We start from the raw sequence: 24930 nt of genomic DNA on the forward strand, positions 1-24930 counted from the left end.
ATATTCCTTACTATAGCGCTCTCCCCTTCTGGAGAGAGCACGGGACTTTGGTTTTAACCCTGCGGCTTATTTGCCACGGGCTTCGATTACGGCCTGAGCGACGTTGTTCGGTGCATCATCATACTTCAGGAATTCCATGGTGTATGATGCGCGACCTTTAGTCAGAGAACGCAGCTGAGTTGCGTAGCCGAACATTTCGGACAACGGTACTTCAGCGTGGATCTTAACGCCAGTCACTTCAGATTCCTGACCGCGCAGCATGCCGCGACGACGGCTCAAGTCACCGATAACGTCACCGGTGTTCTCTTCTGGAGTCTCAACTTCAACCTTCATGATAGGCTCAAGCAGAACTGGTTTCGCTTTCTTAAAGCCTTCTTTAAAGGCGATAGACGCGGCCAGTTTAAACGCCAGTTCAGAGGAGTCAACGTCGTGGTAAGAACCGAAGTGCAGACGAATACCCATGTCTACTACCGGGTAACCAGCCAACGGACCAGACTTCAGCTGCTCCTGGATACCTTTATCAACGGCAGGGATGTATTCGCCAGGAATTACACCACCTTTGATGTCGTTGATGAACTCGTAACCTTTCGGGTTAGAGCCCGGCTCCAGTGGGTACATGTCGATCACAACGTGACCGTACTGACCGCGACCACCAGACTGCTTGGCGTGCTTACCTTCAACATCGGTAATCTTCGCGCGAATCGCTTCGCGGTAAGCTACCTGAGGTTTGCCCACGTTAGCTTCAACGTTGAATTCACGCTTCATGCGGTCAACGATGATGTCGAGGTGCAGTTCACCCATACCGGCGATGATGGTCTGGTTAGACTCTTCGTCAGTCCATACGCGGAATGACGGGTCTTCTTTAGCCAGACGGCCCAGAGCCAGACCCATTTTTTCTTGGTCAGCTTTGGTTTTTGGTTCAACGGCGATAGAGATTACCGGCTCAGGGAATTCCATACGCTCCAGGATGATTGGAGAGTCTGGATCACACAGGGTGTCCCCGGTGGTCACGTCTTTCAGACCGATCGCAGCGGCGATGTCACCTGCGCGAACTTCTTTGATCTCTTCACGCTTGTTGGCGTGCATCTGAACGATACGGCCGAAACGCTCGCGCGCAGCCTTAACGGAGTTCAGCACGGTGTCGCCGGAGTTAACAACGCCGGAGTACACGCGGAAGAAGGTCAGGTTACCCACGAACGGGTCGGTAGCGATTTTGAACGCCAGCGCAGAGAACGGCTCGTCATCACTTGCGTGACGCTCAGCCGGAGTGTCTTTGCCATCGTCCAGGATACCGTTGATCGCAGGAACGTCAGTTGGTGCCGGCAGGTATTCGATTACCGCATCCAGCATCGCCTGTACGCCTTTGTTCTTGAACGCAGAACCACAGGTAACCAGGATGATTTCGTTGTTCAGCACGCGCTGACGCAGAGCGGATTTGATTTCTTCCTCGGTCAGCTCTTCGCCGCCCAGGTATTTTTCCATCAGCTCTTCGGAAGCTTCCGCAGCGGACTCGATCAGGTTCTGGCGCCATTCTTCAGCCAGATCCATCATGTCAGCCGGCACGTCTTCGTATTCGAAGGTTACGCCTGCGTCTTCTTCGTTCCAGTTGATCGCCTTCATCTTCACCAGGTCGATAACGCCGGTGAATTTGTCTTCTGCGCCGATAGCCAGCTGCAGAGGAACAGGGTTGGCGCCCAGACGAGATTTGATCTGGCCAACAACTTTCAGGAAGTTAGCGCCCATGCGGTCCATTTTGTTAACGAACGCGATACGTGGCACTTTGTATTTGTTAGCCTGACGCCATACTGTTTCAGACTGTGGCTGAACACCACCAACAGCACAGTAAACCATTACCGCGCCATCCAGCACACGCATGGAACGTTCTACTTCGATGGTGAAGTCAACGTGCCCTGGGGTGTCGATGATGTTTACGCGATGCGGTTCGAACTGCTTGGCCATACCAGACCAGAAGGCAGTAGTCGCTGCAGAAGTGATGGTAATACCACGCTCCTGCTCCTGTTCCATCCAGTCCATGGTGGCAGCGCCGTCATGAACTTCACCGATTTTGTGGTTTACACCGGTGTAGAACAGAATACGTTCGGTAGTGGTGGTTTTACCGGCGTCGATGTGAGCACTGATACCGATGTTACGGTAACGTGCAATGGGTGTTGTACGAGCCATTTGATTCCTCTATTCCTAGGGCGTTCAAGTTCAGTTAACCCAAGCGGGCCGATTTGACGCGCCCGCTTGGTTAGCATGACTACAGCCGGGTGATTACCAGCGGTAGTGGGCGAACGCCTTGTTGGCTTCGGCCATACGGTGAACGTCTTCACGCTTCTTAACAGCAGAACCTTTGTTCTCTGCTGCGTCAGACAGCTCGTTCGCCAGGCGCAGAGCCATGGATTTATCACCGCGTTTACGTGCAGCATCAACGATCCAACGCATTGCCAGAGCATTACGACGAACCGGGCGGACTTCAACTGGTACCTGATAAGTAGAACCGCCAACGCGACGCGACTTAACTTCTACAGTCGGGCGAACGTTGTCGAGAGCGACTTCGAAAGCTTCCAGGTGATCTTTACCAGAACGCTGAGCCAGGGTCTCCAGCGCGGTATAGACGATTGCTTCTGCAGTAGATTTTTTACCGTCTACCATCAGGATATTTACAAATTTGGCCAGCAGCTCAGATCCGAACTTAGGATCTGGCAGGATTTTACGTTGGCCGATTACGCGACGACGTGGCATGGAAATACTCCGTTGTTAATTCAGGATTGTCCAAAACTCTACGAGTTTATTTTGACATTAAAGTTAAAACGTTTGGCCTTACTTAACGGAGAACCATTAAGCCTTTGGCTTCTTCACGCCGTACTTGGAACGAGCTTGCTTACGGTCTTTAACACCGGAGCAGTCAAGTGCACCACGGACGGTGTGGTAACGCACACCTGGCAAGTCTTTTACACGACCGCCACGGATCAGGATTACGGAGTGTTCCTGCAGGTTGTGGCCTTCGCCACCGATGTAGGAAGTCACTTCGAAACCGTTGGTCAAACGCACACGGCAAACTTTACGCAGTGCGGAGTTTGGTTTTTTCGGGGTAGTGGTGTATACGCGGGTGCATACGCCACGTTTCTGCGGGCAGGCTTCCAGCGCTGGAACGTTGCTTTTAGCAGCCTTCACAGAGCGTGGTTTGCGAACCAGCTGGTTAATTGTTGCCATTAAAAAAGCTCCTGGTTTTTGCTTCGTACTAGCTTCGTAAACATGTGATAAATCCCCTCGTATGCACTATTGGCAAAGTACGAGGACGCAGAATTTTAGGGCTGACCAGTATGGGTGTCAAGAAATATACAACATCACTCTCATTACCAGGCCATTTGGCTGCGGTGTTGTTCGGTTAATTCAACGAAGTGATTATAGCCGACGACAGTGATTTTGTGCGAAAAATGACCAACAAATCCCCGGGCTTCCAGGTCGTCCTGCAACGCATAAAGGGATATGGGGGCGGCGAGCAGCAATTCAAGATGGGCGCTGCCGGCAAGGCCTGCAAGCACGCCGTCCTGCAACAGCAGCAGCGCGTCGCCCTCCGCCGTCAGGCGCAGCAGCGCAGGTAAGTCACATTGGTTTGGCGAATGGCTCAGGGTATACAGCATCAGAGGATCCTAAAACGTCATCACGGCGTCGTAGCCGGCAAGCTCGCGGCGCAGTTCGTCCGGCGCCAGTACTTCCGCATCCAGCACCCAATCGTTCACCTGGCTCAATCCGCGTTCCTGCAGTGAAGCCTGGCACAGATAGCACCGCTCCACGTCATACAGCGGCAGCACGCCGAAGGTGGCAATGTAATTGCGCGCCAAAATCTTTTCCGGTTGCTGGCCCGGCAACAGCTGCAATACGCCATCGCCGACAAAAAACACCCCCACATCTTCACTGAGCGCCGACGTGGCGAGCAGCGCATCCAGCCCTTCCCTGCCGCTGGCGCCGCCGTGCGGCCCATGGGTGAAAACAAAAGCGACTCGTTTCATCCTATCCTCAGAACTGTACCAGACGGTCGCAACTTAGCGACGCTTCGGCCAGGGAACCCAGCCCGCTCAGGGTAAAACCGGGCTGCAGGTTGGCGCTTGCCAGCCCCTGCTGCGCCGCCTCCCGCTCGTCGGTGACGCCGCGGCGCAACGCGGCGGCCACGCAGACGTTGAGCGCCACGCCGTGTTGCTGAGCCAGCTGCGCCCAACCGCGCACCAGGTCGAACTCATCGCTGGCGGGCGCGGTCAGCTGGTTGGCGTTCAACACCCCTTCACGGTAGAAAAAGACGCTGGAAAGCCGGTGCCCTTTCGCCAGCAGGGCCAGCGCGAACTGATAGGCGCTGCTGGCCTGCTGCGTGCCGTAAGCCGGGCCGGTGACCAACAGACAATAATCGAGCATCAACGGTCGCTTCCCAACAGATCGCCGCTCTTGAACTGGCGGATGTACAAATACACGGTGTGTTTGGAGATATTCAGGCGATCCGCCACCTGATTGATCGCATCCTTGATGTCGAAGATGCCTTTCTCATAGAGGTTGAGCACTACCTGGCGGTTCTTGGCATTATTGGATACCGAGCGATCGGCATTCACCTCTTCGATGGTGAACTCCAGCGTCTGCGCCACCAGATCGTCGACTGAAGACGCGAAATTCACCGACGACGGCACGTCCTGCGTGGCCGGCGGCATAAAGGTCTGCATGATCTGCGAGAACGGCACATCGAGGTTCATGTTGATGCACAACAAACCGATTACCCGCTGTTCGCGATTGCGAATGGCGATGGTCACCGACTTCATCAGCACGCCGCTCTTGGCACGGGTGAAGTAGGCTTTCGACACGCTGCTGTCGTCGCCGGCCATGTCGTGCAGCATGCGCAGCGCCAGGTCGGTGATCGGCGAACCGATTTTACGCCCGGTATGTTCCCCGTTGGCGATGCGCACCGCTGAGCTGTTCAGATCTTCCAGCGCGTGCAATACGATCTCGCAGTGGCCGCCGATCAACATCGCCAGCCCATCGACCACCGCTTCATAGGATTTCAGGATTTTATGATCCGTTTGAGTAAACGGACGTTCATTCAGCAAATCAAGTTCGCTGGCTTCGCTGGATAAAAGCGAATTCGACATCGAAGATACCACCCTCATAGATCGCCGGTGCCAGGGGGCGCAGCTAAAACCGCTCGGACCGGATCGCTGCCGTCGTCGGCACGCCGCAGCGCGGCTGGCTGAGAGCAGCATAAACGGCACGATGACATCCGCGGGCGAGGCGGCCGGGAACAATTTTAGGTACACGCCCTAAGGGGCAGACGCATGACTGATAAGTCAGAATTATTAGTCTAGCAAAGCGACCGGAGCAAAGTCCTTGCGTTTGCGCGTGGTATTGACGTTAAGCCCGATGCCCGGCAGGCGTCAAGCGTTCAATGGAGAGAGAGGCGGCGGCGGCCGAAATGAAAACCGCCGCGGAGGGCATCCGCGGCGGTGGCAAACAGAGCGACGAGATTATTTCGCTTTGGCGTCTGCTTTCGCGTCAGCCGGTTTTTCGGCTTTAGCGTCGGCTTTCGGCGCCGCTTTCACGTCCAGCAGCTCAACGTCGAACACCAGCGTGGAGTTAGCCGGGATGCCCGGAACGCCGGTTTTGCCGTAGGCCAATGCCGGCGGGATCACCAGCTTGATTTTGCCGCCTTTCTTGATGTGCTTCAGGCCTTCGGTCCAGCCAGGGATCACGCCGTCCAGACGGAACGACAGCGGCTCGCCGCGGGTGTAGGAGTTATCGAACTCGGTACCGTCGGTCAGGGTGCCCTTGTAGTTTACTACCACGGTGTCGCTGTCTTTCGGCGCTTCACCCGCGCCCGGTTTCTCTACCTGGTACAGCAGGCCGGATTCAGTTTTCTTCACGCCCTTTTCTTTAGCGAAGCTGTCGCGGTACTTGGCGCCTTTGGTTTCGTTGTCCTTGGCGTCCTGTTCCATCTTCGCCTGAGCGGAAGCCTTCACGCGCGCTTCGAAGCCCTGCAGGGTCTTCTCGATGTCGGCGTCATTCAGCTTGCTCTTGTTGGCGAACGCGTCCTGAACGCCGGCGATCAGCTGATCTTTGTCCAGCTTGATGCCCAGCTTCTCTTGCTCTTTCAGAGAGTTGTCCATGTAACGGCCGAGAGACGCACCCAGTGCGTAAGCGGCTTGCTCGTCGTCGTTTTTGAACTTGCCGGTGCTCGGTGCTGCCGCCGCGTCTGCTGGTTTAGCGGCTTCTGCCGGTTTGGCGGCATCGGCTGCCATGACCTGGGTCGCATTCAGAGCAAAAGCCATGGTGGTTGCCAGAAGCGTGACTTTAAACAAAGATTTCATCCATTTCTCCAGTGTCTGAAGCAATGCCCCAAACAATCATTAGGTAAGATAACCGGGCTACTATAGCTGCCTGAAACAAAACAAAACAGTCGCACAGGTAACCAATCGAGTCAAAGTGTGACTCCCGCTTTGCCAAGAAGTTTCCCCCTGCGTGCTACTCGCATGATAAATCAGATTTTTCTTGCAGAATATTCGGCGAGGTTAGCAAAAAACGGCGTATCGGGCGTGCAACTTTTCAGCACTTTACACTGCCGATCGCAACGTTGCGCGCCGCCTGGAGAAATAGCGCGAGCAAACCCGGCGTCAGCTGTTACCATAGCGCCGAATCAGGATTTTATCGCGTCAGAGGTAGCCTCATGCACAACGCCGACATTCAACGCCTGCTACAACGGCTTGAAGAACTGGAGAGCCGTCAGGCCTTCCAAGAGCTCACCATCGAAGAGCTCAACCAGACCGTCATCCAGCATCAAATGGAAATGCTGAAGATGCGCGAACACCTGCGCATGTTGACCGACAAGCTGCGCTCGACCCAAACCTCAATGATCGCCTCGCAATCGGAAGAAACCCCTCCGCCGCACTATTGAGGGCCCGCTGTACGGTTATTTCAGGCGTGCCAGCCCTTCGACGGCACGCTCGAGATACCGGCGCGGGCACCCCAGGTTGATGCGGATAAAACCGCTCCCCTGCGGGCCGAAACCGCTGCCCATCGACGGCGCCAGCTTCGCCACCGCCACCAGCGCCTGCTGTAAGTCAGCATCGTTCAAACCCAGTGCACGGCAATCCAGCCAGGCGAGATAGGTCCCTTCAGCCTGGGTCATCGAGCACCAGGGCGCGGCGGCCGCCAGCGCCCGCTCAAACCAACGCCGATTCTCCGCCAGGTAGCCGAGCAGCTCATCAAGCCAGGCAGCGCCCCGTTGATAGGCCGCGGTCGCCGCCGTCATCGACAGCGCGTTGAATACATCCAGCCCGTGGGCGTTCAGCCGATCGACAAACCCCTGCCGCAGCCGGGCGTTGGGGATCAGGAAATTCGAAATGCGCAGCGAGGAAAGGCCGAAGGTTTTGCTGGCGGACGTCGCCGCAATCGCTCGCTCGCGATATTTCTCGTCCAGGTGCAACACCGACGTAAACGTCTCGCCGGGCAGCAGCAGATCGGCCCAAATTTCATCGGAGATCACCGTGACGTCGTGGGCATGGCAAAGCGCCATGAGCCGCTCCAGTTCATCGCGGCGCCAGCAACGGCCTGTCGGATTGTGCGGATTGCACAGCAACAACAGCGGCGGTTTACGCTGCGCCAGACAGGCAGCCAACTGGTCGAAATCGATCCGATATCCCTGCGGAGTTTCCAACAGAGGATTCTCAAGCACCTCTCGGCCGTTCATGGTGACTATCTTGGCGAACGAGCCATAATACGGCCCCTGCACCACCACGCCGTCCCCCGGCTTGCTGAGCAGTTGGATCAGCATCGCCAATCCGGGCACCACCCCTTCAATCGACGTAAACCACTCGCGCCGCAGCGGCAAGTCGTGCCGCTTGGCGAACCAGTCGATCGCCGCCTGATAGTAGGCGTCGTCGCGTTCGCTGTAGCCAAAGACGCCGTGCTCCACCCGCTGATGCAGCGCCTGTTGCACCTCTGGCGGACATGGAAAATCGAAATCGGACACCCACATCGGCAACAGTTCGCTGCCATCCAGTTGCAGATAGCGGTCGATGAAGTCCCACTTCACGGAGCTGGTGTTGTGGCGATCGATGATGGCGTTGAAATGACGCGTCATGTCAGGCTTCCTTACGCTGCAAGTCGTTCTGAGGTTGAAGTTTGGCGATACCGAAGCCGGTGAACCCATAAATCAGGGCGAACACCACCGCGGCATAACATTGGATCGCCCACGGCAGCAGATCGAGCGTGCTGACTCCCAGCGTGGTCGCCATGTAAATACCGGCGGCCGTCCACGGGATCAGCGGCTCGATAACGGTGCCCGCATCTTCGACGGTGCGCGACAGGTTTTTGTTGTCCAGCCCCATGCGTCGATAGGCGCCTTTGAACAGCTCCGCCGGGATCAGCAGCGCCAGCTTGCCGTCACTGGTCGCGCCGGTCACCAGGATGGTGGTGGCAACGGTAGCGGCGATCAGTTGACCGGTGGTGTGCACCACTTTCAGCAGCCGGCTGATGATCACCGTCAGCGCGCCGGTCAGCGTCAAGGCGCCGGCGAAGGAAAAGGCGCAGAACACCAGCAGGATCGTACTCATCATCGAGAACATGCCGCCGCGGTTCAGCAGGCGCGGCACATCGGCGACAATCCCTTCGACGTTATGGCCCTGGCTGGCGAACATCGACAGATTGAAACCGTCCATCAACGCATTCAGCCCCTGTTGCAGGCTAAAACCCTGCAGCGCGACGCCGATGGCGATCGCCAGCGCGCAGGCGGCCAGCATGACGGGGATCACCGGCCGTTTGGTCACCGCGCCCCACAGCACCAGCACCGGCGGCAGGATCAACAGCAGATTGAAATGGTACAACCCCTCAAGCGCGCTGACGATTTCGGTCACTTTTTCCGGCGTTGCCACGCTGCCCACCGCGCCGGTGTGGCCGGCGATCAGGTACACCACGGCGGCCAGGATGAAGCTCGGCAGCGTCGTGTACATCAGATGCTGGATATGGCTGTAGAGATCGGTATCCGCGACGATAGCCGCGAAGTTCGTCGAATCGGACAACGGCGAAATTTTGTCGCCGAAGTAGGCGCCGGACACCACAGCCCCGGCCGCGGCGGCCAGCGGCACGTCCAGACCGGCGGCCACGCCCATCAGCGCCACGCCCACGGTGCCGGCCGCCCCCCACGAGGTGCCGGTGCACACCGAGATCACGCTGGTGATGAAGAACGCGGCGATCAGAATGTATTGCGGGCTAATCAGCTTCAGCCCCCAATACACCATGTAAGGGATTGTGCCGCTGATCATCCAGGTGCCGATCAGGCCGCCCACGCAGATCAGGATCATGATCACCGGCATCGCCTTAGCCAGCTTGGCCACGATGGCCTCGATGATGTCATCCCAGCGGTAGCCTTGCCACCAGGCCAACGCGGCGGCGATGGCGGCGGAAACCAGCAGCAGCGGTTCAATGCGCAGGCCAAACTGGCCATAGCCGATGATGAGCAGCAACAGCATGGCCACAATCGGCAGCGTCGCCAGCCCAAGGTTGAGCGTTTTCTTATTATCCATATACGGCTCCTGTTGAAGAGGGGGTACTGCAACAGCGTAATGGCTTCGGTAATCGGAGGATGTGAGCGCAGGCCACTGGCCATGTAATCGGTTTCATGAGATGGCGTTATGTGAACCGCCTCTCATTCGCCGCGCTTGCTTTGCTCAGGCCTCTCACCATCGGCGACGGAGTCTCGCAGGATAAGTTCGGCCGAAAAGCGGTTGTTCTGCGGCGCGACGTCGCTGCCGCTGTGGATTTGTAGCGCCAGACGCGCGGCACGTCGGGCCATTTTCTCTATGGGGTAATGCACGGTGGTCAACGCGGGGTGGAGGTATTTCGCCAGGGCAATGTCGTCAAAACCGACGATCGACAGCGCTTCAGGCAACGGAACTTGCCGTTGGTGGCAGGTGCGCATCATGCCGGCGGCCATCACGTCGTTGAACGTCACTGCGGCGGTGAAGCGTTGGTCGCTGGCCAGCACGCGCTCGGCCGCCAGTTCGCCCCCTCTTTCATTGAAGGGTACGCTGATGATCCAACTGCCGGGCACCTCAATGCCGCCGGCGGCCATGGCCTGGCGGTAACCCGCTAACCGCTGCGCGCGGTCGTCGATCGGCAGATCCGTCGTCACGCAGGCGATTCTCCGATGCCCCTGACGAATGAGCAGCTTGGTCGCCGCCTGCGCCGCCTTGGCATTGTCGAGCCAAATACAACGATTGGCGATGGCCGGCAGGTAGCGATTGATCAGCACCAGCGCGGGCGTGTGGGCGGCGTAGCGCAGCAGCTCCTCTTCTCCCATGCGCGTGACGTGCGCCACAATGGCTTCACATCCCTGATTGATGAGAAAGTCGAGGCCGCTTTTTTCCAGTTCGGCCTGATGCCCGCCGCTGCACAACATCAAACGCACGCCGGCCTGCCGCGTGATGTCTTCCACGCCCCGCGCCAGGCGTGAGAAAAACGGATCGTCGAGGTTGCCGGTCAGCAACCCCAGCATATTGCCGCTTCTTTTCGCCAGCGCCAGCGCGGCGGCGTTGCGGTGGTAGTTAAACTCGCGCATCGCTTTCTCGACGCGTTCGCGGGTCACCGGTTCAACGTAGGCGGTATTATTGATCACCCGGCTGACGGTGGCCGTGGAAACGCCGGCGCGGCGCGCAACGTCTTTCATGGTGGCCATGGCATGTCCTGTTGTGCCGTTCGGCGCCTGGTGCGCCGCGCATAAAAAAGGGCAGCCAATGGCCGCCCTCTTGTCTCGGGATTGCGTTCTGCTTAGTGGCAGCCGCAACCGCCGTTACCGCAACCGCCTTTACCGTGGTCGTGACCATGGTCGTGATCGTGGCTGTGGCCATGACCGCCGCAGCAGCCTTCACCGTGCTCGTGGTGATGGTCGTGCTCGCCGTGTACGTGACCGTGCGCCAGCTCTTCTGCGGTCGCTTCGCGGATCGCGACAACTTCCACGTTGAAGTTCAGGTTTTGGCCGGCCAGCATGTGGTTGCCGTCAACCACCACGTGGTCACCGTCAACTTCGGTGATTTCAACCGGTACCGGGCCCTGATCGGTGTCAGCCAGGAAACGCATGCCGACCTGCAGTTCGTCAACGCCCATGAAGACGTCTTTCGGTACGCGCTGCACCAGGTTTTCGTCGTAGTTGCCGTACGCGTCGTTCGCGCCGACGTGAACGTCAAAACGATCGCCAACGTCGTGGCCTTCGAGCGCTTTTTCCAGACCTGCGATCAGAGAACCATGCCCGTGCAGATAGTCCAGCGGTGCGCTCACCGGAGACTCATCAACCAAAACACCGTCTTCTGTACGTACTTGGTAAGCCAGGCTGACCACCAAGTCTTTTGCTACTTTCATGATATCTCCTACCGTTGGCTACTAGGACGCGCACCGTTATCGGGATGCGCGCCTTTTCCGGACAGATTGTAACGGAAATCTGCCTCGCTGTACCCTCCGGGATAAAAAAACGCTACTTCGGCTGGAAAATGCCGATCACCTGCTCTTGCGGGCGAACGTGTTTTTCCACCTGTTGTTCGGTCTGGCGCTGATGGTGGCCGCACTTGACGCACTCCACCACTTCCACCTGATCCTCCCGCCATACCGCCAACGTATCCATGGCGCTACAGCTCGGGCACACCGCCCCGGCGATAAATCTCTTACGTGTTGCAGACATCGTTATGCTCCCGCTTATTCGTATTCGTCCCAGCCGTCGAACTGGCGACTTTCTTTTTGCATTTCGCGATGGAACAGCTCTTCCAGCTCGCGCCGCGCCTCTTTCACGCGGGAAATTTGCGCCACGTCGCCCTGATGCGGCGGCATCAGTTCACGTAGCATGCGCATATCCAGGCGGCGGAAATGCTGCTGGGCGCGGAAGGCCTGATGCGGGTGCATGCCCAACTCCATCAACGCCTTGCGCCCCAGTTCCAGCGCGCTGGAGAAGGTTTCGCGGCTGAACTGTTTCACGCCCGCCTGCAGCAGCTCATGCGCCTCCACGCGGCCGCGTGCCCGCGCCAGAATGCTCAGATTCGGGAAGTGCTGTTGGCACAACCGCACGATCTCCATGGTGTCTTCCGGCTCATTGCAGGTGATCACGATCGACTTGGCCTTTTCGGCGCCCGCCGCGCGCAACAGCTCCAGCTCGGTGGCGTCGCCGTAATAAACCTGATATCCGTAACGCCGCAGCACGCCGACGGCGCTGACATCGCGTTCCAGTACGGTAATGCGCATTTTGTTGGCCATCAACAGGCGGCCGATCACCTGGCCGAAACGCCCGAAGCCAACGATGATCACCTGCGGATCGTCGTCCTCTACGTACGGCGTCTCCTCGTCTTCGCCTTTGGCGTTGTAGCGGCGCGCCAAAATGCGGTCGATGGCCTGCATGAGTAGCGGCGTGGTCATCATCGACAGCGTCACCACCACCAGCAGCAAAGAGAGTTGATCCGGCTGCAGCACCTTTTGCGCGCCCGCCGCAGAAAACAGCACGAAGGCAAACTCGCCGCCCTGGCTGAGCACGCCGGCAAACTGCAGGCGCACCGAACTACGCAGGCCGAACAGCCGCGACACCCCGTAGAGCACGCCGGATTTGACCGCCACCAGCGCCAACACGCCGATCAACACCTCGGCCAGATGGGTGTAGAGCACGCCGATATTCAACACCATGCCCACCGAGATAAAGAACAGCCCCAGCAGCAGCCCTTTAAACGGCTCGATAGAAATCTCCAGCTCGTGGCGGTATTCGCTCTCCGCCAACAGCACCCCGGCGATGAAGGTGCCGAGCGCCATCGACAGGCCAAGCGTCTCCATAAACAGCGCCGAGCCGAGCACCAGCAACAGCGCCGCGGCAGTGAAGATCTCGCGCACGCCGGAAGCGGCGATATAGCGGAACAGCGGCCGCAGCAGGAAACGGCCGCCGATCAGCATGCCGCCAAACGCCGCCACCTTGAGCGCGATCTTCGCCCAGTCGTCGCTGGTGCCGCCGGCGCCGGCCAGAATGGGGATCAACGCCAGCGCCGGGATCACCGCCATATCCTGGAACAGCAGCACCGAGAAACCCAGCTGTCCGCCTTCGTTGCGGTTCATGCCCTTTTCGCGCATCAGCTGCAGCGCCATGGCGGTGGAAGACATCGCCAGGCCGATACCGCCGATCACCGCCGCCTGCCAGGCGAAGTGCGTCAGGTACAGCAGTGCGCCCAGCACCGCCGCGGTGATCAACACCTGGCCGGCGCCGGCGCCGAAAATCGAGCGCCGCAGCTCCCACAGCTTGCTGGGATTCAGCTCCAGGCCGATGATGAACATCAGGAACACCACGCCCAACTCGGAGAAGTGCAGGATCTCATCGACGTCGCGAATGAAGCCCAACCCCCACGGGCCGATGGCGATGCCGGCGATCAGATAGCCCAGCACCGCGCCAATCCCCAGACGACGGGCGATTGGCACCGTCACCACCGCGGCGAACAGGAACAGCAAAATGGCGGTCAGTAAGGTCGATCCTTCCATGATCACCGCCCTCCATGCGGCAGCGGGTGGCTCAGCCATTCCCCGTAGGCGTCCGCGTGGCTGCGCAGCACCTCCGGCTTTTGCCGCCGCGCCCAATAGACCACGAACGGCGTCAACCAGTGCATATGGCACATCCCGGCGGTCAGCTCGAACGGCCGCAGGATATCTTCCATCGGATAGTGGTTATAACCGCCGGTGCGGTAGGCGCCTTCCGGCTCGCCGGTGGTGATCACCGAGCGCCAGTATTTGCCCGCCAGCGCATTGCCGCCCACGCCGCTGGCGAAGCCGCGCGCCAGCACGCGATCCAGCCACTCCTTCAGCAGCGCCGGGCAGCTGTAGGTGTACAGAGGGTGCTGAAACACGATGACCTGATGCTCACGCAGCAGCTGTTGTTCGTGATGGATATCGATAAAAAAATCAGGATAGTGCGCGTAGAGATCGTGCACGGTGACATGTTCCAACTGCTGCGCCGGTCGAAGCAAAACCCGGTTCGCCACCGAGTCATGAGATTCCGGATGGGCATACAGCAGCAAGACCTTGGGCGGCTGCGACATCATTCCCCTCCAAAGCGTCGTCAGGGTAGCGGTTTTCCGTTACCATGCATCGCAAAGACAAAAACAGCGCGCGGTGCGCGTTCTGTTACCTTAATGATAATTTAACATACTCTGAACATACGGCGCTTTATGATTGTATTCTCCTCGCTACAAATCCGACGCGGCATCCGCGTCCTGCTGGACAACGCCACGGCGACGGTTAATCCAGGTCAGAAGGTCGGCCTGGTGGGCAAAAACGGCTGTGGCAAATCCACGCTGTTGTCACTGCTGAAGGGCGAGATCGCGGCGGACGGCGGCAGCTTCACCTTCCCCGGCAACTGGGCGCTGGCCTGGGTCAACCAGGAGACGCCGGCGCTGGACGTGCCGGCGATCGAGTATGTTATCGACGGCGACCGCGAGTTTCGCCAGCTTGAAGCCGAGTTGCAGGCGGCCAACGATCGCAACGACGGCCACGCCATCGCCACCCTGCACGGCAAGCTGGACGCCATCGACGCCTGGACCATCCGCTCCCGCGCCGCCAGCCTGCTGCACGGTCTCGGCTTCTCCAACGAACAGTTGCAAAGCCCGGTGCGCGACTTTTCCGGCGGCTGGCGTATGCGTCTTAACCTGGCGCAGGCGCTGGTGTGCCGTTCCGACCTCCTGCTGCTCGACGAACCAACCAACCACCTGGATCTCGATGCGGTGATCTGGCTGGAGCGCTGGCTGAAAAACTATCCCGGCACGCTGGTGCTGATCTCGCACGATCGCGACTTCCTCGATCCGATTGTCGACAAAATCCTGCATATCGAACAGCAGACCCTGAACGAATACACCGGCAACTACTCGTCGTTCGAGCGCCAGCGCGCCACCAAATTGGCGCAGCAACAGTCGCTTTATCAGCATCAGCAAGAAAAAGTGGCGCACCTGCAAAGCTATATCGACCGTTTCCGCGCGCAGGCCACCAAGGCCAAGCAGGCGCAGAGCCGCATCAAGATGCTGGAGCGCATGGAGCTGATCGCCCCGGCGCACGTCGACAACCCGTTCACCTTCAGCTTCCGTCCGCCGGAAAGCCTGCCGAACCCGCTGCTGCGCATGGAAAAAGTCAGCGCCGGATATGGCGATAAAGTGATCCTGAAATCAATCAAGCTGAACCTGGTGCCCGGCTCGCGCATTGGCCTGCTCGGCCGCAACGGCGCCGGGAAATCGACACTGATCAAACTGCTGGCCGGCACCCTTGAGCCGCTGAGCGGCGAGATAGGTCTGGCGAAAGGCATCAAGCTGGGTTACTTCGCCCAGCACCAGCTGGAATTCCTGCGCGCCGACGAATCGCCGTTGCAGCACCTAAGCCGCATCGCCCCACGGGTGCTTGAGCAGCAGCTGCGGGATTACCTGGGCGGTTTCGGCTTCCAGGGCGACAAGGTCAGCGAAGTGACCGAACGTTTCTCCGGCGGCGAGAAGGCGCGGCTGGTGCTGGCGCTGATCGTCTGGCAGCGCCCTAACCTGCTGCTGCTCGATGAACCGACCAACCACCTGGATCTCGACATGCGTCAGGCGCTGACCGAGGCGCTGATCGATTTCGAAGGCGCGTTGGTGGTGGTATCGCACGACCGTCACCTGCTGCGTTCCACTACCGACGATCTGTACCTGGTACACGACGGTCAGGTCGAGCCTTTCGAGGGCGATCTCGACGACTACCAGCAGTGGCTTGTCGACCTGCAGCGCCAGGAAAGCCAGCAGGACGCACCGGAAAAAGAGAGCGGCGGCAACAGCGCGCAGGCGCGCAAGGATCAAAAACGCCGCGAGGCGGAGTTCCGTACGCAAACCCAACCGCTGCGCAAGCAGATCGCCAAGCTGGAACAGCAGATGGAAAAACTGGGCGCCGAGCTGGCGGCGGTGGAAGAGCAGTTGGCGGATCCCGCGCTGTACGACATCAGCCGCAAGGCCGAACTGACCGACTGCCTGCAAAAGCAAAGCCAGGCCAAATCCGCGCTGGAAGAGACGGAAATGACCTGGCTGGATGCGCAGGAACAGCTGGAGCAGTTAACGCAGGCGTTCGACGCCTAAGCCTCAGGCTTTGTAAAAAGGCCTATCCCCCAGAATGGTCGCGCGGTGCATGATGCGCCGCTGCGGCAGATAATCCGCGTTGGCGTAGTGCTGCGTCACGCGGTTATCCCAGATCGCCACGTCATTTTCCTGCCATCGCCAGCGCACCTGAAACTCCGGTTTGGTGATGTGAGCAAACAGGAAGTTCAGCAAAGCGTCGCTCTCCTTCGGCGCCAGATCGACGATCCGCGTGGTGAACCCTTCATTGACGAACAGCGCCTGCCGGCCGCTGACCGGATGGGTACGCACCACCGGATGCAGCAGCGGCGGGTTTTTCTGCACCGCCAGTTGCCAGCGCTGATGCTCCTCTTCACTGCCGCGATGCTTGTGCTCCGGGAACGACTTGGTGAAATCATGCTCCGCGCGCAGCCCCGCGAGCAGCGTTCTGAACGGCGCCGACAGCGCCTCATAGGCGGCGATGCCGCTGGCCCACAGCGTATCGCCGCCGGTGGCAGGCAGCGTCTTGGCCGCCAGGATCGCTCCCAGCGGCGGGTTCTCGATAAAGGTCACGTCGGTGTGCCAGTTGTCGTTGTCCGGCGGGTTGTCGTCGTGGGTATCGAGCACGATGATCTCTTCCACGTCGGTGGCGTGCGGATAGACCGGATGGATGTGCAGATCGCCGAAGCGGCCGGCCAGATCGCGCTGCTGCAGCGGCGTGATCGGCTGGTTGCGGAAGAACAGCACCTGATGCTTGAGCAGCGCATGATAAAGCTGTTCAAACTGGCCGTCGCCCAGCGGCCGGGCCAACTCGACGTTTTCCACCAGCGCCCCGATGTAAGGCCCCAGCGGGGTGATATTCAGACGTTCGTTCATTGCTGTACTCCATGCCACGGGGTCAGTCGGCGCTGCAGGGCGCGCAGCCCCAGCTCCAACCCAAATGCAATCACCGCAATCACGCCGATGCCGGCCAACACTACGTCGGTCGCCAAAAACTCACCGGCGGATTGCACCATAAATCCCAGGCCGCGCGTGGCGGCGATCAGTTCGGCGGCCACCAGCGTCGACCAGCCGACGCCCAGCCCGATGCGGATGCCGGTCAGGATCTCCGACAGCGCGCTCGGCAGCACCACGAAGCGCAGCACCTGCCAGCGCGTGGCGCCCAACGCGCGGGCGGCGCGCACCCGCACCTGCGCCACGCTGCGCACGCCGGCCACGGCGGACAGCGTCACCGGCGCGAAGATCGCCAGATAAATCAGCAAGATTTTCGAGGTCTCGCCGATGCCGAACCAAATCACCATCAGCGGCAGATAGGCCAGCGGCGGCACCGGGCGATAGATCTCAATCAGCGGATCGAGGATGCCGCGCACCGTGTCGTTCAGTCCCATGGCGATGCCCACCGGAATGCCGACAATCACCGCCGCCAGCAGCGCCACCAAAATACGCCCCAGGCTGGCCGCCAGATGCTGCCATAGCGTGGCGTCCATAAAGCCTTGCGGGCTGGCAATGGTGATCAGTTGGTGCAGCACCTGCTGCGGCGCCGGCAAAAATAGCGGGCTGATCAGCTGCAGCGCCGTCACGCCCCACCACACCGCCAGCACCGTCAACAGCGTGGCGCCGCTCAACCAAACGTTGCGCGGCACGCTGAAACGGCGCGCCGCTTTGCCCTGCGGCTGAGCCGCGGCCTTCATAGTGGAATGCAGGCTCATAGCAAGGCCTCGCGCTGTTGGAAAACTTTGCCCAGCACGTATTCGCGCTGCGCGATAAATTCAGGATCGGACTTGATGGCGCGGCAGGCTTCGCCGTCGGCATAGCGCTGGCCGAAGTTCAGCGACAGCCGCTCCACCACCTGCCCCGGCCCCGGCGACAGCAGCAGCAGCTCGCTGGCGAGGAACACCGCCTCTTCGATATCGTGGGTGATCAGCAGTACCTGCTTGCCGGTATCACGCCAGATGGTCAGCAGCAGCTCCTGCATTTGCTCGCGCGTGAACGCGTCCAGCGCGCCGAATGGCTCATCCAGCAACAGCAGACGCGGATCGGCGGCCAGGGCGCGGGCAATGCCGACGCGTTGGCGCATGCCGCCGGAAAGCTGCCAGATGAAGTGCTGTTCATAGCCCGCCAGCCCCACGCGCTGCAGCATCTGCTCCGCCACCTGGCGGCGCTGCGCCTTGCCGATGCCGGCCAGTTGCAGGCCGAACTCGACGTTGTCCACCACGTTGCGCCACGGCAGTAAGCCCTCATGCTGGAACACCACGCCCCGTTCGGCCCCCGGGCCGTGAACGGGCGTTCCATCCAGCGTGATGCTGCCAGCTGAAGGCTCGATAAACCCGGCGATCAAATTCAGCAGCGTGGTCTTGCCGCAGCCCGATGGGCCGAGCACCACCACCAGTTGCCCGGCGGCGATCTGGAACGACACGTCACGCAGCGCGGGCCGCCCCTGATACTCTGCTGAAAGATGATTGACGTTTAGCATCCTGCTTCCTTACGACTGCGGCGCAGCCTGCACCTGTTTCACAAAACGGTCGGTGACGTAAGCGCTGTAGTCGCTGTCGACCTGCGGGATCTTGCCCTGCTGCTTGAGGAATTCGGCGGTATCGCGGATTGCCTTGTCCACCGGCTGGCCGAGTTGGGCAACCTGATCGGCCACCGGCAGATAACGGTTCCCCTTAACCAGTTCCGGCACCTGCGCTTCCGGTACGCCGCTCAGGCGCGCCAGCGTGCTGAGATGGCTCGGATCTTTCAGCCACTGTTCCGGCGCCGCCAGGTAGGCCTTTTGCGCCTGCAGGGCGCTGGCGGCAAAGGCGGTCACTACGTCGGGATGTTTCTCGGCGAAGTCTTTGCGCACCACCCACACGTCCAGCGTCGGTGCCCCCCATTCGCCCACCTGCGCGGAGTCGGTCAGCACCTTGCCCTGTTTGGCCAGTTCGTTGACCACCGGCGCCCAGACATAAGCGCCGTCGATGTCGCCGCGCTGCCAGGCGGCGGCGATGGCCGGCGGCTGCAGATTGAGGATCTTCACCTGTTCAGGCTTGATGCCCCAATGTTTGAGCGAGGCCAGCAGGCTGTAATGGGTGGTGGAAATAAACGGCACCGCAATGCGCTTGCCGATCAGATCCTGCGGGCTTTTGATGTCATTTTTCACCACCAGCGCTTCGGAGCTGCCGAGCTGCGAGGCGATGAGGAACACTTCGATGGGGAGTTTTTGGCTGGCGGCCACCGCCAGCGGGCTGGAGCCGATATTGCCGATCTGCACGTCGCCGGAGGCCAGCGCGCGCAGCACGCTGGAACCGCTGTCGAACTTACGCCAGTCGACGGTCGCGCCGGACTGTTTGGCGAAGCTGTTTTCCGCCTGCGCCACCTTGGCCGGCTCCGCCGACGTCTGGTACGCCACGGTCACGTCCACCGCGTAGGCGCTGGCCGCGCTGAGCGACAACGCCAGCAGCGCCGCGTTACGTAAAGAAAAGAGTTTGCCCGCCATGTTGCGCTCCGTTGATAAAAATCTGTTCAGTTGCTGACAGTTTTATCTGAGCGATGACGGGCGATAAAAGAATAAAAAAGTCTTCTTTATTACCTTAGGTAATATTAAAGCGGATCACAGCGCGATCGACCCGCGCAAGAACACGTGAGCGTAGCCGCCCAGCAGCGTGCGGTCCCCTTGCAGTTCGCAGAACAGCTCGCCGCCGCGCGCCGAAATCTGCCGGGCGTGCAACCGATGGCGGCCGAGACGCGCCGTCCAGTAAGGCATCAACGTGCAGTGCGCGGAGCCGGTGACCGGATCCTCACCGCCGTCGAGCGTGAAATAGCGCGAAACGAAGTCCACAGTGTCACCGGGCGCGGTGACGATGACCGCACGCCCGGCCAGCGCGATCAACGCGGGAATGTCCGGCCGCAGCGCGCGCACCTGCGCCTCGTTTTCAAGCACCACCAGCAGCGCTTTCGCCTGCCACACTTCCTGCGGCTGCACGCCCAACAGCGCCGCGAGGCCTGCCGGTTCGGCGACTTTCTGCGGCGGCCGGGCGGGGAAATCAAGTATCAGCCGCTCCCCGTCCTGCGCATCGCGCTTGACGAGCAGCTCGCCGCCGGCCGAACGGAAGCGAATATCTCGCAGCGCCGGGTTAACCGCGCTGAACATCACATGCGCCGCCGCCAGGGTGCCGTGGCCGCAAAGATCGACCTCGCGTTCCGGGGTAAACCAGCGGATGGCGGTCATATCGCCGTCATCCCAGACAAAGCTGGTTTCCGGCAGGCCGATCTCGTTGGCGATCGCCTGCAGCCGCTCCGCCGGCAGCGGCTGCGTCAGCAGGCAAACCCCGGCCGGGTTGCCGCGCAACCCTTCGCCGGTAAAGGCGACCACGTGATAATAGTTTTCCGCCATCGTTCCGCTCCTTAATGCCAAATCAGTAATACGCAGGCTGCCGTCAGCAGCCCCATGGAAACGTTGAAGATAACCCAGGCCTTTTTACTGCGCAGCAGGCGGCCGATCAGGGTGCCGAACGCCAGCCAGATAATGCCGGCGACGATGTTCACCGCCACAATGCCCAGCGCGATCGCCGCTATGGAACCGTTGTACTTATCGCCCGCCAGGCTGAAGCTCGCCACCGCGCCCAGCGCCATCAGCCAGGCTTTCGGGTTGAGGAACTGCAGCAGCCAGCCCTGATACAGCCGCACCGGCTGCGGCGGCGCCACGTCGGTTTCCAGCTTTTCATAGGCGGCGGTGGCGACTTTCCACGCCAGCCACAGCAGGTACAAACTGCCGAGGATTTTCAGGATCAGGTGCAGCGACGGGTAGATCAGGATCAGGCTGCCGACGCCGAACGCCACCAGCAGCAAAATGCTTTGCATGCCGAGCATGATGCCGACCATCAGCCACAGCGATCGCATAAAGCCAAAGTTAGCGCCGGAAGTGGTCAGCAGCAGATTATTGGGGCCAGGCGTGATGGCCGCGACCCACAGGAAGCCCAGCATCGAAAGGAATAAACTCGGTTCCATGGCACGGGTGCTCCTCACCCAAGGCGCTTTTTTGCAGTATCATTGTTAATTCTTGGTATTGAAGCTAACAGTGCGCTAGGGATCTCACAATAGCCGCCCACAACATTTTACTCAGCCTATGCCTAACACCTTTCGCCCTCTGACCGGGGCCAGTAACCCGCACCTGCAAACGCTGTTGCCGCGGCTGGTGCGCCGCCGCGTGTTATTGAAACCGCATTGGCAACGGCTGGAATTGCCCGACGGCGATTTCGTCGATCTCGCCTGGAGCGAGGATCCGGCGCAGGCGCGCGACAAACCGCGCGCGGTGCTGTTCCACGGCCTGGAGGGCAGCTTCTACAGCCCCTACGCGCATGGCCTGCTCAACGCCTGGCGCGATCGCGGCTGGCTGGGCGTGGTGATGCACTTTCGCGGCTGCAGCGGCGTGCCCAACCGCAAACAGCGCATCTATCACTCCGGCGAAACCGAAGACGCGCGCTTCTTTCTGCGCTGGCTGCGCGACCGCTACGGCGAAGTGCCAACCGCGGCGGTAGGCGTTTCGCTCGGCGGCAACATGCTGGCCTGCTATCTGGCGCAGCAAGGCGCCGACAGCCTGCTGCAGGCGGCGGTGGTGGTCTCGGCGCCGCTGATGCTGGAACCCTGCGCCTACCGCATGGAGCAAGGCTTCTCCCGCGTTTATCAGCGCTACCTGCTGGGGCAGCTGAAACAAAACGCCACCCGCAAGCTGTTGCACTATCCGGACACCCTGCCGCTCAAGCTGTCACAGCTGAACGGTTTGCGGCGCATCCGCGAGTTCGACGATGCCATCACTTCGCGCATTCACGGCTTCAGCGACGCCACCGACTATTATCGCCGCTGCAGCGCCCTGCCGCTGTTGCCGTCCATCCAGACGCCGCTGCTGATCATCCATGCGAAGGACGACCCTTTCATGACCCCTGAGGTGATCCCCGACGTCGCCGGCCTGCCGCGCAATATCGAATATCAGCTGACTGAGTTCGGCGGCCACGTCGGCTTCGTCGGCGGCACGCTGAAAAAACCGCACATGTGGCTGGAGCATCGCATTCCGGCCTGGCTTTCCCCTTATCTGGACATTCCGACGTGATTATTCCCTGGCAAGAACTGGCAACCGACACCCTGAACAGCCTGATCGAATCCTTTGTGCTGCGCGAAGGCACCGATTACGGCGAGCACGAACGATCGCTGGAGCAGAAGGTGGAGGACGTGCGCCGCCAGCTGAAAAACGGCGAAGTGGTGCTGGTGTGGTCGGAACTGCACGAGAGCGTCAACATCATGCCGCGCGGCCAGTTCCGCGCCGGGCAGGAAGAAATTTAGTGGCGCCCGGTTCTATGACTGACGGAAAAAATCAGGTAACAATGGGACATTGCAAACCAGCGCGCGCCATTTTTTCCTGACATAGAGAGCGTCAACAAGAGCCACAATAATCCCCTGACGCCGGCGCATTCAACACGGAGTGACAACCACCATGTCTGCCAAACATCCCGTTATCGCGGTGACCGGTTCCAGCGGCGCCGGCACCACCACCACCAGCGTGGCGTTCCGCAAAATCTTCCAGCAGCTCAACATTCGCGCCGCCGAGCTGGAGGGCGACAGCTTCCACCGCTATACCCGGCCGGAAATGGACGCGGCGATCCGCAAGGCGCGCGATCTGGGCAGACACATCAGCTATTTCGGCCCCGAGGCCAACGACTTCGGCCTGCTGCAGCAGAGCTTTATCGAGTACGGCAAAAACGGCACCGGCCGTTCGCGCAAGTACCTGCACACCTACGACGAAGCGGTGCCCTACAATCAGGTGCCGGGCACCTTCACCCCGTGGGAGCCGCTGCCGGCGCCGACCGACGTGCTGTTCTACGAGGGTCTGCACGGCGGCGTGGTCACCGAGCACCATGACGTGGCCAAACACGTCGATCTGCTGGTCGGCGTGGTGCCGATCGTCAACCTGGAGTGGATCCAGAAGCTGATCCGCGATACCGGCGAACGCGGCCACTCCCGCGAAGCGGTGATGGATTCGGTGGTGCGCTCGATGGAAGACTACATCAACTACATTACGCCGCAATTCTCGCGCACCCACATCAACTTCCAGCGCGTGCCGACGGTGGACACCTCCAACCCGTTCGCCGCCAAGGCCATTCCCTCACTGGATGAAAGCTTCGTGGTGATCCACTTCCGCGGCCTGGACCAGATCGACTTCCCCTACTTGCTGGCGATGCTGCAGGGCTCGTTTATCTCGCACATCAATACGTTAGTGGTGCCGGGCGGCAAAATGGGGCTGGCGATGGAGCTGATCATGGCGCCGCTGGTGCAGCGGCTGCTGGAAGGCAAGAAGATCGAATAAGCGCGTTGAGCGCGGCGCCGAGCCGCGCTCCGTCTAGATTACGCCGGCTGACGGATCTCGAAGCTGTGGGTCACCGTGGCGGCCTTGTTGAGCATCAGCGCCACCGAGCAGTACTTCTCCGCCGACAGGTTCACCGCTCGCTCAACGATTTTGTCGGTCAGATCCTGGCCGGTAACGATGAAGTGCAGGTTGATATGGGTGAACAACCGCGGGGCTTCTTCGCGGCGCTCGGAGGTCAGCTTCACCTCGCAGTCGCGCACGTCGTTGCGCCCTTTTTGCAGGATGGAGACCACGTCGATCGCGCTGCAGCCGCCCACCGACATCAGCACCATCTCCATCGGGCTGGGCGCTTTATCACCGGCGTTGCCGTCCATCAGCACCTGATGGCCGGAGGCCGATTCACCCAAAAACGTTAACCCTTCCACCCATTTAACTCTTGCCTGCATTCTGGTCACTCCGGTTGATTTCTTAAAATCAGAGTACGCTTTCGCATAGAAACAGGCAACGTAACCTGATGCTAATCATGCTGAAGCGAGACAACACGAGACACCCGCCTTACTCTGTGCTACAAACAGAGCCGCAATAAATCTTTCCGGGACACTGTATTTCAGGGAAACGCCCAGAGAAAGGCTCCTTTACCGGTATGTTAACAGAATGTAGCTTGCAGCGCTTACGGCAAGTTAATATGCTAGAGCGACAGCGTATTTTTATGACACGCCTCAAAACTTGCCGGTAGCCCTCGCTCATGACTGCGGCTACAGGCGGGTTTTACAGGGACCTCTGACCCCTGTGACACAAGGCAGCGATAACAACAGAGGATAACAGCGAATGGTTCTCGGCAAACCGCAAACAGACCCTACTCTCGAATGGTTCCTGTCTCATTGCCATATCCACAAATATCCATCGAAGAGTACGCTGATTCACCAAGGTGAAAAGGCCGAAACGCTTTACTACATCGTGAAAGGCTCCGTCGCGGTGCTGATCAAGGATGAAGAAGGTAAAGAGATGATCCTGTCCTACCTCAACCAGGGGGATTTCATCGGCGAGCTCGGATTGTTCGAAGAAGGCCAGGAGCGCAGCGCCTGGGTTCGCGCGAAAACCGCCTGTGAAGTGGCCGAAATTTCCTACAAGAAATTCCGCCAACTGATCCAGGTGAACCCGGACATCCTGATGCGTCTGTCCGCCCAAATGGCGAGCCGCCTGCAGGTCACCTCCGAAAAAGTGGGCAACCTCGCCTTCCTGGACGTGACCGGCCGCATCGCGCAAACCCTGCTGAATCTGGCGAAGCAACCCGACGCCATGACTCACCCGGACGGCATGCAGATCAAGATCACCCGTCAGGAGATCGGCCAGATCGTCGGCTGCTCGCGTGAAACCGTTGGCCGTATTCTGAAAATGCTGGAAGATCAAAACCTGATTTCCGCCCACGGCAAAACCATTGTCGTCTACGGCACCCGTTAATCTTCGAAGAAACGGCGCAATCTGCGC

Annotated in this window: 28 protein-coding genes; 6 read left to right on the top strand and 22 right to left on the bottom strand. The window is 59.9% G+C overall.

The features are described 5' to 3' along the window. Positions 1 to 66 precede the first annotated feature (66 nt). The 8 genes from fusA to fkpA all read right to left on the bottom strand — a co-directional run bounded on the left by fusA (position 67) and on the right by fkpA (position 6347). Positions 67 to 2181, bottom strand: a complete 2115-nt coding sequence (fusA, locus tag IT763_RS21485) for an elongation factor G (RefSeq protein WP_028127620.1) — start codon at positions 2179 to 2181, stop codon at positions 67 to 69. A gap of 93 nt (positions 2182 to 2274) precedes the next feature. Next, positions 2275 to 2745 carry a 30S ribosomal protein S7 gene (gene rpsG / locus IT763_RS21490; RefSeq protein WP_004956203.1) on the bottom strand — a complete coding sequence of 157 codons (471 nt, stop codon included), beginning with the start codon at positions 2743 to 2745 and terminating at the stop codon, positions 2275 to 2277. Between the two features lie 96 nt (positions 2746 to 2841). Beyond that, positions 2842 to 3216, bottom strand: a complete 375-nt coding sequence (gene rpsL, locus IT763_RS21495) for a 30S ribosomal protein S12 (protein WP_004930426.1) — start codon at positions 3214 to 3216, stop codon at positions 2842 to 2844. Between the two features lie 143 nt (positions 3217 to 3359). Continuing rightward, positions 3360 to 3647 (bottom strand): sulfurtransferase complex subunit TusB, encoded by a 288-nt coding sequence (gene tusB, locus IT763_RS21500; protein ID WP_151254270.1) that lies wholly within the window; start codon positions 3645 to 3647, stop codon positions 3360 to 3362. 9 nt (positions 3648 to 3656) lie between these two features. Next, complete coding sequence (gene tusC / locus IT763_RS21505) at positions 3657 to 4016, bottom strand: sulfurtransferase complex subunit TusC (protein WP_016930328.1); 360 nt, start codon at positions 4014 to 4016, stop codon at positions 3657 to 3659. Positions 4017 to 4023: 7 nt separating this feature from the next. Beyond that, positions 4024 to 4413, bottom strand: coding sequence for a sulfurtransferase complex subunit TusD (tusD, locus tag IT763_RS21510; protein WP_016930329.1), 390 nt, complete (start codon positions 4411 to 4413; stop codon positions 4024 to 4026). Then, on the bottom strand, positions 4413 to 5135 hold the full coding sequence (locus IT763_RS21515) for a transcriptional regulator (RefSeq protein ID WP_206194992.1): 723 nt from the start codon (positions 5133 to 5135) through the stop codon (positions 4413 to 4415). Before IT763_RS21515 ends, tusD begins: the two co-directional genes overlap by 1 nt. A gap of 372 nt (positions 5136 to 5507) precedes the next feature. Then, a complete protein-coding gene (fkpA, locus tag IT763_RS21520; RefSeq protein ID WP_016930330.1) occupies positions 5508 to 6347 on the bottom strand; it encodes an FKBP-type peptidyl-prolyl cis-trans isomerase in 840 nt (279 codons plus the stop codon). Positions 6348 to 6703: 356 nt separating this feature from the next. Here fkpA and IT763_RS21525 point away from each other — a divergent pair, with 356 nt between their 5' ends. Then, positions 6704 to 6931: a SlyX family protein gene (locus IT763_RS21525; RefSeq protein ID WP_004930414.1), complete on the top strand. Its 228-nt coding sequence runs from the start codon at positions 6704 to 6706 to the stop codon at positions 6929 to 6931. 15 nt (positions 6932 to 6946) lie between these two features. On the opposite strand, the gene IT763_RS21530 is transcribed toward IT763_RS21525, so the two are convergent. From IT763_RS21530 to kefG, 7 genes are all read right to left on the bottom strand, one after another. Next, positions 6947 to 8119: a MalY/PatB family protein gene (locus tag IT763_RS21530; RefSeq protein WP_164053164.1), complete on the bottom strand. Its 1173-nt coding sequence runs from the start codon at positions 8117 to 8119 to the stop codon at positions 6947 to 6949. A gap of 1 nt (position 8120) precedes the next feature. Next, positions 8121 to 9560 carry a Na+/H+ antiporter NhaC gene (nhaC, locus tag IT763_RS21535; protein ID WP_016930332.1) on the bottom strand — a complete coding sequence of 480 codons (1440 nt, stop codon included), beginning with the start codon at positions 9558 to 9560 and terminating at the stop codon, positions 8121 to 8123. Positions 9561 to 9682: 122 nt separating this feature from the next. Next, positions 9683 to 10711 carry a LacI family DNA-binding transcriptional regulator gene (locus tag IT763_RS21540; protein WP_016930333.1) on the bottom strand — a complete coding sequence of 343 codons (1029 nt, stop codon included), beginning with the start codon at positions 10709 to 10711 and terminating at the stop codon, positions 9683 to 9685. A 92-nt stretch (positions 10712 to 10803) separates the two neighbouring features. Further along, the gene (gene slyD / locus IT763_RS21545) at positions 10804 to 11391 is read right to left on the bottom strand and encodes a peptidylprolyl isomerase (RefSeq protein ID WP_004930407.1); all 588 of its coding nucleotides are present in this window, start codon (positions 11389 to 11391) and stop codon (positions 10804 to 10806) included. A gap of 112 nt (positions 11392 to 11503) precedes the next feature. Then, positions 11504 to 11707 (bottom strand): YheV family putative zinc ribbon protein, encoded by a 204-nt coding sequence (locus IT763_RS21550; RefSeq protein ID WP_015379274.1) that lies wholly within the window; start codon positions 11705 to 11707, stop codon positions 11504 to 11506. A 14-nt stretch (positions 11708 to 11721) separates the two neighbouring features. Further along, entirely contained in the window at positions 11722 to 13530 is a 1809-nt protein-coding gene (gene kefB / locus IT763_RS21555; protein ID WP_015379275.1) for a glutathione-regulated potassium-efflux system protein KefB, read from the bottom strand. Between the two features lie 2 nt (positions 13531 to 13532). Beyond that, positions 13533 to 14084 carry a glutathione-regulated potassium-efflux system ancillary protein KefG gene (kefG, locus tag IT763_RS21560; RefSeq protein ID WP_028127618.1) on the bottom strand — a complete coding sequence of 184 codons (552 nt, stop codon included), beginning with the start codon at positions 14082 to 14084 and terminating at the stop codon, positions 13533 to 13535. A gap of 129 nt (positions 14085 to 14213) precedes the next feature. On the opposite strand from kefG, the gene IT763_RS21565 reads away from it, so the two are divergent. After that, positions 14214 to 16127, top strand: coding sequence for an ABC transporter ATP-binding protein (locus IT763_RS21565; protein WP_016930336.1), 1914 nt, complete (start codon positions 14214 to 14216; stop codon positions 16125 to 16127). Between the two features lie 3 nt (positions 16128 to 16130). Here the strand turns inward: IT763_RS21565 and tauD are convergent, their stop codons facing one another. The 6 genes from tauD to IT763_RS21595 all read right to left on the bottom strand — a co-directional run bounded on the left by tauD (position 16131) and on the right by IT763_RS21595 (position 21092). Beyond that, positions 16131 to 16979: a taurine dioxygenase gene (gene tauD, locus IT763_RS21570; protein ID WP_016930337.1), complete on the bottom strand. Its 849-nt coding sequence runs from the start codon at positions 16977 to 16979 to the stop codon at positions 16131 to 16133. Then, positions 16976 to 17812: a taurine ABC transporter permease TauC gene (tauC, locus tag IT763_RS21575; RefSeq protein WP_206194993.1), complete on the bottom strand. Its 837-nt coding sequence runs from the start codon at positions 17810 to 17812 to the stop codon at positions 16976 to 16978. Before tauC ends, tauD begins: the two co-directional genes overlap by 4 nt. Then, on the bottom strand, positions 17809 to 18576 hold the full coding sequence (tauB, locus tag IT763_RS21580) for a taurine ABC transporter ATP-binding subunit (protein WP_004930385.1): 768 nt from the start codon (positions 18574 to 18576) through the stop codon (positions 17809 to 17811). Before tauB ends, tauC begins: the two co-directional genes overlap by 4 nt. A 9-nt stretch (positions 18577 to 18585) precedes the next feature. Beyond that, a complete protein-coding gene (gene tauA / locus IT763_RS21585; protein WP_176062583.1) occupies positions 18586 to 19581 on the bottom strand; it encodes a taurine ABC transporter substrate-binding protein in 996 nt (331 codons plus the stop codon). Between the two features lie 114 nt (positions 19582 to 19695). Then, the gene (locus IT763_RS21590; protein WP_143778638.1) at positions 19696 to 20478 is read right to left on the bottom strand and encodes a PhzF family phenazine biosynthesis protein; all 783 of its coding nucleotides are present in this window, start codon (positions 20476 to 20478) and stop codon (positions 19696 to 19698) included. A gap of 11 nt (positions 20479 to 20489) precedes the next feature. Further along, positions 20490 to 21092, bottom strand: a complete 603-nt coding sequence (locus tag IT763_RS21595; protein ID WP_033639232.1) for a LysE family translocator — start codon at positions 21090 to 21092, stop codon at positions 20490 to 20492. Between the two features lie 118 nt (positions 21093 to 21210). Here IT763_RS21595 and IT763_RS21600 point away from each other — a divergent pair, with 118 nt between their 5' ends. The 3 genes from IT763_RS21600 to IT763_RS21610 all read left to right on the top strand — a co-directional run bounded on the left by IT763_RS21600 (position 21211) and on the right by IT763_RS21610 (position 23442). Continuing rightward, positions 21211 to 22191 carry a hydrolase gene (locus tag IT763_RS21600; protein WP_016930342.1) on the top strand — a complete coding sequence of 327 codons (981 nt, stop codon included), beginning with the start codon at positions 21211 to 21213 and terminating at the stop codon, positions 22189 to 22191. Beyond that, a complete protein-coding gene (locus IT763_RS21605; protein ID WP_004930376.1) occupies positions 22188 to 22421 on the top strand; it encodes a YheU family protein in 234 nt (77 codons plus the stop codon). Before IT763_RS21600 ends, IT763_RS21605 begins: the two co-directional genes overlap by 4 nt. Positions 22422 to 22572: 151 nt before the next feature. Then, the gene (locus tag IT763_RS21610; protein WP_016930343.1) at positions 22573 to 23442 is read left to right on the top strand and encodes a phosphoribulokinase; all 870 of its coding nucleotides are present in this window, start codon (positions 22573 to 22575) and stop codon (positions 23440 to 23442) included. A gap of 38 nt (positions 23443 to 23480) precedes the next feature. Here IT763_RS21610 and IT763_RS21615 read toward each other — a convergent pair whose 3' ends face one another. After that, positions 23481 to 23888 carry an OsmC family protein gene (locus tag IT763_RS21615; RefSeq protein ID WP_004930372.1) on the bottom strand — a complete coding sequence of 136 codons (408 nt, stop codon included), beginning with the start codon at positions 23886 to 23888 and terminating at the stop codon, positions 23481 to 23483. 382 nt (positions 23889 to 24270) lie between these two features. On the opposite strand from IT763_RS21615, the gene crp reads away from it, so the two are divergent. Further along, on the top strand, positions 24271 to 24903 hold the full coding sequence (crp, locus tag IT763_RS21620; RefSeq protein WP_004090925.1) for a cAMP-activated global transcriptional regulator CRP: 633 nt from the start codon (positions 24271 to 24273) through the stop codon (positions 24901 to 24903). The last annotated feature ends 27 nt before the right edge of the window (positions 24904 to 24930 follow it).

This window comes from Serratia sp. CMO1 (assembly GCF_015689115.1).
Lineage (GTDB): Bacteria > Pseudomonadota > Gammaproteobacteria > Enterobacterales > Enterobacteriaceae > Serratia > Serratia marcescens.

Bases quoted from the DNA above. Each gene is read 5' to 3' on its own strand.
- crp (WP_004090925.1), top strand. From the start codon at position 24,271: ATGGTTCTCGGCAAACCGCAAACAGACCCTACTCTCGAATGGTTCCTG.
- IT763_RS21540 (WP_016930333.1), bottom strand. From the start codon at position 10,711: ATGGCCACCATGAAAGACGTTGCGCGCCGCGCCGGCGTTTCCACGGCC.
- tauC (WP_206194993.1), bottom strand. From the start codon at position 17,812: ATGAGCCTGCATTCCACTATGAAGGCCGCGGCTCAGCCGCAGGGCAAA.
- IT763_RS21600 (WP_016930342.1), top strand. From the start codon at position 21,211: ATGCCTAACACCTTTCGCCCTCTGACCGGGGCCAGTAACCCGCACCTG.
- IT763_RS21525 (WP_004930414.1), top strand. From the start codon at position 6,704: ATGCACAACGCCGACATTCAACGCCTGCTACAACGGCTTGAAGAACTG.
- fkpA (WP_016930330.1), bottom strand. From the start codon at position 6,347: ATGAAATCTTTGTTTAAAGTCACGCTTCTGGCAACCACCATGGCTTTT.
- kefB (WP_015379275.1), bottom strand. From the start codon at position 13,530: ATGGAAGGATCGACCTTACTGACCGCCATTTTGCTGTTCCTGTTCGCC.
- slyD (WP_004930407.1), bottom strand. From the start codon at position 11,391: ATGAAAGTAGCAAAAGACTTGGTGGTCAGCCTGGCTTACCAAGTACGT.
- kefG (WP_028127618.1), bottom strand. From the start codon at position 14,084: ATGTCGCAGCCGCCCAAGGTCTTGCTGCTGTATGCCCATCCGGAATCT.
- nhaC (WP_016930332.1), bottom strand. From the start codon at position 9,560: ATGGATAATAAGAAAACGCTCAACCTTGGGCTGGCGACGCTGCCGATT.
- tauB (WP_004930385.1), bottom strand. From the start codon at position 18,576: ATGCTAAACGTCAATCATCTTTCAGCAGAGTATCAGGGGCGGCCCGCG.
- tauA (WP_176062583.1), bottom strand. From the start codon at position 19,581: ATGGCGGGCAAACTCTTTTCTTTACGTAACGCGGCGCTGCTGGCGTTG.
- IT763_RS21515 (WP_206194992.1), bottom strand. From the start codon at position 5,135: ATGTCGAATTCGCTTTTATCCAGCGAAGCCAGCGAACTTGATTTGCTG.
- IT763_RS21595 (WP_033639232.1), bottom strand. From the start codon at position 21,092: ATGGAACCGAGTTTATTCCTTTCGATGCTGGGCTTCCTGTGGGTCGCG.
- IT763_RS21615 (WP_004930372.1), bottom strand. From the start codon at position 23,888: ATGCAGGCAAGAGTTAAATGGGTGGAAGGGTTAACGTTTTTGGGTGAA.
- tusD (WP_016930329.1), bottom strand. From the start codon at position 4,413: ATGCTCGATTATTGTCTGTTGGTCACCGGCCCGGCTTACGGCACGCAG.
- tusC (WP_016930328.1), bottom strand. From the start codon at position 4,016: ATGAAACGAGTCGCTTTTGTTTTCACCCATGGGCCGCACGGCGGCGCC.
- IT763_RS21565 (WP_016930336.1), top strand. From the start codon at position 14,214: ATGATTGTATTCTCCTCGCTACAAATCCGACGCGGCATCCGCGTCCTG.
- rpsL (WP_004930426.1), bottom strand. From the start codon at position 3,216: ATGGCAACAATTAACCAGCTGGTTCGCAAACCACGCTCTGTGAAGGCT.
- IT763_RS21590 (WP_143778638.1), bottom strand. From the start codon at position 20,478: ATGGCGGAAAACTATTATCACGTGGTCGCCTTTACCGGCGAAGGGTTG.
- IT763_RS21530 (WP_164053164.1), bottom strand. From the start codon at position 8,119: ATGACGCGTCATTTCAACGCCATCATCGATCGCCACAACACCAGCTCC.
- IT763_RS21610 (WP_016930343.1), top strand. From the start codon at position 22,573: ATGTCTGCCAAACATCCCGTTATCGCGGTGACCGGTTCCAGCGGCGCC.
- tusB (WP_151254270.1), bottom strand. From the start codon at position 3,647: ATGCTGTATACCCTGAGCCATTCGCCAAACCAATGTGACTTACCTGCG.
- tauD (WP_016930337.1), bottom strand. From the start codon at position 16,979: ATGAACGAACGTCTGAATATCACCCCGCTGGGGCCTTACATCGGGGCG.
- fusA (WP_028127620.1), bottom strand. From the start codon at position 2,181: ATGGCTCGTACAACACCCATTGCACGTTACCGTAACATCGGTATCAGT.
- IT763_RS21550 (WP_015379274.1), bottom strand. From the start codon at position 11,707: ATGTCTGCAACACGTAAGAGATTTATCGCCGGGGCGGTGTGCCCGAGC.
- rpsG (WP_004956203.1), bottom strand. From the start codon at position 2,745: ATGCCACGTCGTCGCGTAATCGGCCAACGTAAAATCCTGCCAGATCCT.